The sequence below is a fragment of the Propionivibrio sp. genome, assembly GCF_016790145.1.
Classification (GTDB): domain Bacteria; phylum Pseudomonadota; class Gammaproteobacteria; order Burkholderiales; family Rhodocyclaceae; genus Propionivibrio.
Map to the genome: position 1 here is coordinate 1 of NZ_JAEUOI010000034.1, position 7,907 is coordinate 7,907.

The following is a 7,907-nucleotide window of genomic DNA, read 5'->3' on the forward strand; positions in this document are numbered from 1 at the left end:
GATGCCATCGAGGATATCCTGCGTTAAAACGAGGCCCTCAACCCACCCTCTCCCTCTCCCACAGTGAAAGGGGGTTTGCACCCTTCGCCCTGCGGGAGAAGGTCCGGGGATCAGGGCCTACGATATAGGCATTACATCCAACTGTGCGACGACGGCCGCCTGGATTCCCGATCATTTATCACCAGTCCTTCGTCAATTGTGCAACTCGCGATGCCCCGTTATGCTATGCGGCGTTTTGACCACTTCCTGAAAGATAAATCATGAGCCTTAAGATGTTGCAAACGTTTGCCGGCCTTGCAATCGCACTCACCATGAACCTTGGCCACGGGGCCAATCTGCCGGCAGAACTGCCGGAACTGAATATCGACATCAAGCAGACCACCGTCTCCGGCATTTCATCCGGCGCTTTCATGGCGGTGCAAGTCGGTGTCGCCAAGTCGGCGTCGGTCAAGGGCGTGGCGATCACCGCCGGCGGCCCCTACTTCTGTGCGCTCCAGTCATCCTTTGGCGGAGCCGGTTCGAGCATCGCCATTGGCCGCTGCATGCAGGGCGACCCCATGTTTCCGACGCGGCCGATTACCTCCGATGACCTCAAGCAAATGGAAGGTGCGGCCCGCGACTGGTCAGAGAATGACAAGATCGACCCTGTCAGCAACCTGGCAAACCAGGCCGTGTGGGTGTTTCACGGCTACAACGACGGCGTCGTCAAGCTGCCCGTCTCGCAGGCGCTGGTGGACTGGTACGGTCGCTTCACACCGAAGAGCCAGATCTTCCACAAGGACAGCCTGAACGCCGCCCATGCACAGATTTCCGCGGCTTGCGGCGACTCGGGCTCGTCTTCGTGCAACCTTTGCCCAGCCACCGGCGGCAAGTTCATCAACATCTGTGGCGACCAACCGCCCGTCAGCGGCCAACTGTATGACGCCGCCGGCGCCGCCCTGCAACTGTTCTATGGCCCGCTTGCCCACACCGAGAGCATCAAGCTGAGCGCCAGGCCGCAGGCCTTCAGCCAGGTGCCCTACCTCAAGCAGCGCGATGGCAGGACGCCGGTCGACAAACCGGACGACATCGCCATGGGCGACACCGGCTATGTCTATGTGCCCGAGTCGTGCCGCCAGGTCGGCCAGCCCTGCCGCCTGCACATCGCCTTCCATGGCTGCATGCAAAGCGCCACCACGTTGGGCACCGACTTCGTTGATAATGCCGGTGTGAATGAATGGGCCGATGCCAACAATATCGTCGTGCTCTATCCGCAAGCGATGCCCACCATGGGAATGCGGCTGCCCCTCAACCCCAATGGTTGCTGGGACTGGTGGGGCTATAACGACACTCAGGACATGAGCACCCTGGGCGCCAAGGCAGGTACTTTCGCCACCAGGGACGGGGTACAAATCGCTGCGGTCTGGCGCATGGTGGAAAAGCTGACGAGCAAGGGCTCGGCTGCCGCATTGGCCAGTATCGCCGGCCCGACCACCCGCCTGATGGTGGTGGACCAAAGCGCCAAACAGGCCGTATTGCGCTGGCAAGCGGTGGAGGGCGCTTCCGGCTATCGCGTTTACCGTGCCAGTGCTGGCAAGACTCCGGTTGCCCTGGGCAAAGCCCGCAACCAGCCGTTCCTGGTGGATGCCGGCCTTTCTCCTTCGACCCTCTACACCTACACGGTGCGCCCGATCATTGGCGGCAGCGAAGCGGCGAGTTCCAACGAGGTCAGCGTTACCACCGCGCGCAAGCCGCCCAAATGCAATCCCTACTTCTCGATGTTGCTGGGGAAGCCGGTGAAGCCGTACCCCGGGGTTCCGACCGGCATGCCCACCGCTGACGTCTGCCAATAGACCTGGAATCAGCAGTTAGGCACGAGGAATTTGGGGCAGCACAACGTTTGGCGAGGGTGTGGCCCTCACCCCACCCACTCCCAAAGGGAGAGGGGGTTTGCACCCTTCGCCCTGCGGGAGAAGGGCCAGGGATGAGGGCCTACGATATCGGCATTACGCGCAACTGCGTTTTCGTCAACTACTGGCTTGGTGACGATTTCTTTCTCCAGAGACAGTACGCCAGGGCATTGTCCTGCTCACTGGAAAAAGTTTGATCACCTCGAGTGTAGTGAAGGCGGAAGGCGTTTAAGGACGCTTCCACAGTCGTGGGATCGTAGCCGAGTGCCGTAAGTGCAATGGCGAGATCGAAGCCGGCCGGGGCGGGTGGCAGGGGGGCATCACACCACAGACCGAAACCATTCTCAGCCAGCCGTTGCCAGGGAAACAGTATGCTCGGATCATCCTTGCGGGTGGGTGCCACGTCAGCGTGGCCGATGAAATTCGCGGCGGGTATGGCGTAACGTTGCCGAATGTCCCCCAGCAGGGCAAGTAGCGCGTCGATCTGCGCCTCGGGAAACGGCTCGTTGCCATTGTTATCGAGTTCGATGCCGAGCGACGCCGAGTTGATGTCGGTGAAACCTCCCCACCACGATTTTCCGGCATGCCAGGCGCGGTCGTTTTCATTGACAAGCTGGACGATCCTGCCGTCTCGGCCGATCAGATAGTGCGCACTGACCTTGCGCTCAGGTGTGCTTAGTGTGCTCAGTGCCTCGTCAAAGGTGTCGTCGCTGGTATGGTGAATAATCACCAGGTTCGGACGGCGTTGATCAAAGTTTGGCGAGATCACCTGATCTATCTGCATAGTCGTGCGTGGCTGGTGTGGAAGCGGCGCGCAGGCGACCAGGATTGCCGACATGAGGCCAACAATGAGGGGGCAGTGCAAGCGGGTGAGTTTCATGGTTAGCGGCGTGATAAGCAGAGGATTTTTTTGACTTCGTCGTGCCGCGGACAGCTCGTTAGATGATCATTGACCATGCCTGTCGCCTGCATGAATGCATAGCAGATCGTCGAACCGACGAACTTGAACCCCGCGCGCCCCAGGGCCTTGCTCATCGCATCCGACCGTGCCGTCCTGGCCGGCACCTCGGCCATCGAGATCCATCGGTTTTGAATCGGGACACCATCAACGAATCGCCACAGAAAATCACTGAACGACTGGCCACTGGCCGTGAGCGCCAGGCAGGCTTTGGCGTTCTGGATGCTTGCCGCCACCTTGGCACGATTTCGGACGATCCCTGAATCGGCCAGCAGGGCGGCTACTTTTTCCTCGTCATACCGGGCAATCAGCACAGGATCGAAACCGTTGAAGGCGTGCCGATAGTTTTCCCGTTTTTTGAGGATCGTCGCCCAGGACAAACCGGCCTGCGCACCCTCCAGGATCAGAAGCTCGAACAAGGCCCGATCGTCGTGGAGCGGAACACCCCATTCCAGATCATGGTATTCACGGTAAAGGTCAAAACCTTCGCTCCAGGGGCAACGTTCCATCGGCATGAACTCGGCAAGATTTGATCAGTCTAGACCCGGGAGCGATTGAAGGCGGCAGAGTGCAGTGGCACGACCTAAAGCCAATGACATCTACCGTCTATTCAATAGAGCACGTCACACCGGGGAAGGCCGGTGTCCAGAATTGTGCCCCGCCACTGGGTCCCGGCTTTCGCCCCGAAGGAAATGCCCTTGGGGTGCGCCGGGACGACGATTTATCTCCCGCTGTCCTGGCAACTGCTTGTTGTGGTACGGAAATATCCAATGCTAGAAGCTCAAGGCTGTTGGCCGAATGAATAACCTTTCCTGGATTCAAGGAGTCGATATGTTCGTCCACCAAACGAAGATTACGGGACAGACTACGGTTATTCTATTCAACATCAACGATCGCAAAGAAAACCGTGTTCTGTTCCGTATTGTCACTGTCAGTAAAGCGACAGCCAGCCTAGATGAAATTTGCTTGCCTTGATATAGACAAACTACTGTTTTGTGGTCTCTTGAGAGTTATTCCCCCGATCAGGTCCATTACCAGCTCGCTCTTTCCCAAAGAACTCAATCATGCCCAAAAGCATAAACGCCCTGGTGAGCAACGAGAAGAAGAGCACATAGCTTATAAGCAAGGGAATTTCGGCAAGTAGCTTCCTGGGGTCTCCGCTTCCCCAACCCCATGGTTCCCAGGCATATTCCCGATAAACCTGATGGATGACAAGGTAGGCAAGGAGTGAAGACAGGCCAGCTCCGAAGGAAAACCAGGCGTTACGGAGCATGGCTTTCCTCTGCATTGGGCGTTGCAATTGATGACGACTTGCAAAAGTGACCATAACAACGAAAAGAGTTACTAGCGTCGCAATAGTTGTTATCAAGGCGGGCGCAAGATGGTCAAAAACGCCATTCTCGGTTCCATACGCACGCAGAGGGATAGCGTGAATAAGGATACTGGAAAGCGGGAAGAAAACTGAGATTCCTGCCAGGAGGCCCCATAGGTTTTGCAAGAACGTCAAGAATTCCTTGAGTTCTTGCAGGTAACGGTTTTCTGAGTCTGAGTCACTCATATTCTTGTATGCAGTAGCTTAAGGCAATGCCATCGGACTACAAACCCATTATTATTAACTATGAAAGTTGCCGGTTGAATACCTACGGGTTGGCTACCGGCCCGTTAGGACGCTTGCGCACGATGTAGAAGAACTCGTAATCACCATCGGAGAACAGCCACCTCAGCTTGCCCTCCTGTTTGCTTTCCAGCGGCGAGAGCGTGGGAATGGCGCGGTCGCGGCCGTCGTCGTCGGCGCTGGTGTCGTCCTCTTCCAGGACGCGGATCTTGACGCTGTCCACGAAGACGATGGTCTTGCGCCCCACCACCTGGCTCCAGTCGCGCGAGTGGCGCGTGTTGTCGCAATCGAACTCCCGGTAGCCCGCGGCCGGGTAGCGGAAACTGCTGCCATCGATGAAGAAGAGTGTGTAGATGTCGTCCGACCCTATTTCAGGGTTGGTCTCGTCGGCGCAGATCAGGTTGCCCACATCGAGCAAACGCAGCGAGGTGTCGAAGTGTCCGACCACGGTGATGCCTTGCGAGCCTGGAGAGGATTGCTTGAGCACCAGGTAGCCGCGAGTGCCATCCCCAGCCGGGCCGCTGACGCGCAGCCCATTGGGCAGCGCCGTACTGTTGAGCGCGCCCAGGGAACCGGTGTTGTTGAAGTCCACCAGTTGCGCGCTGTGGCCAGGGGTCGATGGCAAACCCACGCCAGACACCTGGATGGTTTGCGCCACGCCGGTGTCCGATTGTCCCGTCACGTCGAAGCGAAACCAGGCCTCGTTCTGGACGTCACCGACGGTGTTCTGCTCCCCGGCGCCGGTGAGGCGGGCAGTCTGCGGCTGCCCGGGCTGGAGATAGCAGGCCATCTCCTTGGTGGCGCAGGTGTGGCGCCGGATCTGCAGGGCGTAGTTGCCGGTCCAGGCCCGCGTCGGCCCGCTGATGCGTATGTAATACTCCTTGGGCAGCACGAACTGGTCAACCGAAGCTTCGACCCCACCAAAGGGAATCTTCGTCGTAGTTTTGTTGTAGCGGCTGATGGGGGTCGTCAGGTCTTCAGGCGCATAGATGTCGATCCTGACTGGGGTGCCCAGACCGTATCGGAGGATCGAATATGTTCCAGGGCTATCGGTCTTGACGTGGAACCACTGCAACGCGCCTGGGTAGGCGATGCGGGTGATGTCCAAAGCGTTGTTGTCGGGGTGTTTGTCAATGAGCGTGCTGCCGTTCAGCTCGGACGTTTTCACCTCATAGGCGATGCGCGGGTGGCAGTGGAAGAAGCCGCGGTTGAGATCGGCATGGACCATGAAGTGGTCGCTTTCCAGGTTCTTGAAGTCCACCGGTATGGTGGTGTGTTGAACGCACATCGGAATGCGGCCATGGAGGCCGTGCTTATAGGGCTCGACCGAGGCCAGCACATAGTCCAGGCGGTCTTCGTCCACCTCGTTGGTTTCGCCGCGCGAGGCGTCGGGGCTGGAGGCATTCCAGGCGTCGTACACCGGCCGGGTAAAGAAGCTGCCGGCGCTGTCGAACAGCGCCTTCCATTCGTCCTTGCCGTGGCTGAGCACGGCCACGTTGAGGTCGCCAGCGATAATGAGGCGCTCGCGCTGGAGCAGATCTTCCAGCGGGCCCAAAGGTGCCAGAGTACGTTCAACTACGCGCTTGATGTCGGCGAACTGTTTTTTTCGTGTGGCGCCGAAGAAGCCGTTGTCCTTGGGGTAATCGGCCTGCAAGTGGGTGAACGCGACGTTGTAAACCACACCTGATGTGTTATCCCGAAGGCGCACAAAACCCACGCCCTTGGCGGCATAGCCGTCGTCGGAATCGAAAGCTTCGAACAGCTTGAAGGCGACGTGCCGGGTGCTGGCGCGAAGCTCGCCTTTGCTGCCGCCCCAGCGGTAGCGCGTGCTGGGCAGCGACAGGGCGCTGAAGCCCTGGCGCGCAAACAGCATCAACCCGCTGTCTTCGCCGTTGAGCTTGACGCCGTTGAACACCGGCAGGCCGCCGATGAGCTGGGCGCGCAGTTGCACGAGCGGCGCATCGAGCTTCTTCACATAGACCGGAAACTTGGCCTTGAGCCGCTGCACGAGGATGTTCTTGGCGTCTTCGTCCCACACCTCATTGAGCACCAGGATGTCAAAGCGCTCGGCGTCGGCGAGGATCGTGTCCGCCAGGCGCTGCGCCCAGCCTTCGGTCTGGTTGGTGACCTGGTTCAGGCAATCCAGGATCAGCGGGCCGGGCGGCAGGCACTTGAACAGCGGGGAAAGCAGATAAGCGTTGTAGGTCGCTACGCGCACCGAGTGGTTTTGCTCTTGCGCCAGCACAGGGGCCTGTAGCAGCCAGAGGCAGTTCAATGCCAGGAAAGCGCGTCCCGCTCGGCCAGGCCAGGCAGCGGCGAAATGAACGCTGGCGCGGTGGTTCAAGGCGCGGGCGAGGCCCGCCTTCGCCAGGGTCAAGAGTACTTGCAGCATGATGTCCTCGCTTGGTTGTTTTCGGTGTGCGGGCGCGCTCTTGCGCCCCTCAGTCTTGTAGTCGCGCAGAAGTCTGAAGCCTATCATAAAATGCAAAACCTTCAGCCTGACCCGAACTCTGACCAAAGTGCTTACGCAATAGATTGGTTCTTGAACCGAAAATGGTCAGCGTCAATTCCGGATTTCATCAAATTCGAATGCCTCTGACCCCGATGGCACCGGTTTTCCCGCCGCCCCTGCTAAGCGACGCCTACATCACCTGGGAAAGATGAGAGCCCAATCGCAAGTCGGTGGTGAGTATATGCACGGTTAACCAGCGCTCCAGAAATTCGATATGTTCGTCAACCACAGGCTGGTCCGCCTGAAGGATTTTTTGCTGCAGTTCCCTGGCGCTGTCGATCAATTCCTGGTGCTCCGCTTTGTGTTCTTCTATTCCCTCATATCGATGCTTGAGCATCAAGCGCTCCTCGTGGCTGAAGTGCCAGACCGTGCAATTGATCAGCTCTGCCAATGTCGCCGCAAGATACTTCGGGGATTCCTTTTCCATGACGGAATGATTGAGAATATTAAAAATATTCACCAGCTTACGGTGATCTTCGTCAATTTCCTCGACCCCAACGCTTAGTATCTTGTCCCAAACGATATCTTTCATGATTTTTTCCCCCTGAAATGACCGACCCCGTGAGCGGGGCTGGATAACATGAAACGCACCGGCCTCGGGAAACACACTCGAGGCGGCGAAAATAATGCTGCTGGAACTGTAACGCAAAATAAGTCGAGGCAGAGCTTCGAATTACTTCCTTTGAAAAATGCTATGCGATACTGGCCAATTTTATCCCTGTTTATCAAAAAAAGACGCAGTTGAGCTTAATGCCAATATCGTAGGCCCTCATCCCCGGCCCTTCTCCCGCAGGGCTAATCTATGCACACATCTTTTGTAGCCAATTTCCAGCCTTGGCAGATCGCTAAGAGGCGCTGCAATCCATGAAGCATGGTGATGGGGCCGGGCTTGGCTTCAGAAGCATAGCCCTTCCACCCACCCAGACGCGCAAT

General features: G+C 58.0%; 6 protein-coding genes. 1 reads left to right on the plus strand and 5 read right to left on the minus strand.

Going from position 1 to position 7,907, the window contains the following annotated elements; genetic code table 11:
- Positions 1 to 260 precede the first annotated feature (260 nt).
- Positions 261 to 1,832 carry a PHB depolymerase family esterase gene (locus JNM42_RS03565; protein WP_294266273.1) on the plus strand — a complete coding sequence of 524 codons (1,572 nt, stop codon included), beginning with the start codon at positions 261 to 263 and terminating at the stop codon, positions 1,830 to 1,832.
- 178 nt (positions 1,833 to 2,010) lie between these two features.
- Here the strand turns inward: JNM42_RS03565 and JNM42_RS03570 are convergent, their stop codons facing one another.
- From JNM42_RS03570 to JNM42_RS03590, 5 genes are all read right to left on the minus strand, one after another.
- A complete protein-coding gene (locus JNM42_RS03570; protein WP_294266276.1) occupies positions 2,011 to 2,769 on the minus strand; it encodes an N-acetylmuramoyl-L-alanine amidase in 759 nt (252 codons plus the stop codon).
- A 2-nt stretch (positions 2,770 to 2,771) separates the two neighbouring features.
- Positions 2,772 to 3,362, minus strand: a complete 591-nt coding sequence (locus JNM42_RS03575; RefSeq protein WP_294266278.1) for a DNA-3-methyladenine glycosylase I — start codon at positions 3,360 to 3,362, stop codon at positions 2,772 to 2,774.
- Positions 3,363 to 3,832: 470 nt separating this feature from the next.
- Positions 3,833 to 4,405, minus strand: a complete 573-nt coding sequence (locus tag JNM42_RS03580) for a hypothetical protein (protein WP_294266280.1) — start codon at positions 4,403 to 4,405, stop codon at positions 3,833 to 3,835.
- Between the two features lie 82 nt (positions 4,406 to 4,487).
- Complete coding sequence (locus JNM42_RS03585; RefSeq protein WP_294266287.1) at positions 4,488 to 6,854, minus strand: endonuclease/exonuclease/phosphatase family protein; 2,367 nt, start codon at positions 6,852 to 6,854, stop codon at positions 4,488 to 4,490.
- Positions 6,855 to 7,104: 250 nt separating this feature from the next.
- Entirely contained in the window at positions 7,105 to 7,506 is a 402-nt protein-coding gene (locus JNM42_RS03590) for a bacteriohemerythrin (RefSeq protein ID WP_294266289.1), read from the minus strand.
- Positions 7,507 to 7,907 lie beyond the last annotated feature (401 nt).

Bases quoted from the DNA above. Each gene is read 5' to 3' on its own strand.
- JNM42_RS03565 (WP_294266273.1), top strand. From the start codon at position 261: ATGAGCCTTAAGATGTTGCAAACGTTTGCCGGCCTTGCAATCGCACTC.
- JNM42_RS03570 (WP_294266276.1), bottom strand. From the start codon at position 2,769: ATGAAACTCACCCGCTTGCACTGCCCCCTCATTGTTGGCCTCATGTCG.
- JNM42_RS03575 (WP_294266278.1), bottom strand. From the start codon at position 3,362: ATGCCGATGGAACGTTGCCCCTGGAGCGAAGGTTTTGACCTTTACCGT.
- JNM42_RS03580 (WP_294266280.1), bottom strand. From the start codon at position 4,405: ATGAGTGACTCAGACTCAGAAAACCGTTACCTGCAAGAACTCAAGGAA.
- JNM42_RS03585 (WP_294266287.1), bottom strand. From the start codon at position 6,854: ATGCTGCAAGTACTCTTGACCCTGGCGAAGGCGGGCCTCGCCCGCGCC.
- JNM42_RS03590 (WP_294266289.1), bottom strand. From the start codon at position 7,506: ATGAAAGATATCGTTTGGGACAAGATACTAAGCGTTGGGGTCGAGGAA.